Source organism: Caballeronia choica (assembly GCF_001544535.1).
In the GTDB taxonomy this organism is placed as follows: Bacteria; Pseudomonadota; Gammaproteobacteria; order Burkholderiales; family Burkholderiaceae; genus Caballeronia; species Caballeronia choica.
This window is the reverse complement of sequence record NZ_FCON02000540.1, coordinates 1-835: the sequence shown is the minus strand read 5'-3', so window position 1 is coordinate 835 and position 835 is coordinate 1. Positions and strand designations below refer to the sequence as shown.

Genomic DNA, 835 nt, shown 5'->3' with positions numbered 1-835 from the left:
CCGGCCGCGCCGCGCATTTGCAGGTAGCCCTCGTCGACGAGGATCGTGTAGGCCAGCTCGACCGTGCCGCGTGCCGTGTTCAGTTGCGTGGCAAGGCTGCGCAACGCGGGCACACGCTCGCCGGGACGCAGATGCCCTGCGGCGATCGCGGTCTTGAAACGCTCGCAGATCTGCAGATAGATCGGCAACTGCTGCTGCCGATCGATTTCGATGGTCAATGTGGGCGTCGGCACGGTCATGACGGTCTCACGGGCAAGGGGCATCGAATCGGCTTGGACTAGTCGGTTCGACAATTCTTGTCACTTTTCCCTAGGGCATGATTCTTTCACAATAGCCTCACGCGATGCGACGGCGGCGAACACTTTCACGTAACACGAAGCCCGCCAGCGCCCCGCACGTTCAATTACTTTTATCTGGAGACTCTGCCATGAAGATCGTCGTAATCGGTGGTTCCGGCCTGATCGGCTCGCGTGTGGTCACGCTGCTCCGCGAGGCGGGCCATGAGGTGCTCGCTGCCTCGCCGCGCACCGGTGTGAACGCTGTGACGGGCGAGGGCCTGAGCAGTGCGCTGGTGGGCGCGGACGTCGTCGTGGATGTGACGAACGCACCGTCATGGGAACCGCAAGCGGTGCTCGACTTCTTCCGCACCTCGGCGCGCAACCTCGGCAAGGCCGAAGTGGCCGCAGGGGTGCGCCATCACGTCGCGCTATCAATCGTTGGATGCGAACGCACGGAAGGGAACGCGTATTTCGTTGCCAAGGTTGCGCAGGAAGAGGTGATCGAAGCGGCGGGCGTGCCGTACACGATCGTGCGCGCGACTCAGTTCATGGAGTTC

Annotated in this window: 2 protein-coding genes; one reads left to right on the top strand and one right to left on the bottom strand. The window is 62.9% G+C overall.

What is annotated here, in order from left to right; all coding sequences use genetic code 11:
- Positions 1-239 (bottom strand): GntR family transcriptional regulator (locus AWB68_RS45590; protein ID WP_125483331.1); only part of this gene is annotated, 239 nt, incomplete at its 3' end.
- A 188-nt stretch (positions 240-427) separates the two neighbouring features.
- Between AWB68_RS45590 and AWB68_RS45585 the strand changes: the two genes are divergently transcribed.
- On the top strand, positions 428-835 hold a 408-nt coding region (locus tag AWB68_RS45585), incomplete at its 3' end, for an SDR family oxidoreductase (RefSeq protein ID WP_125483330.1).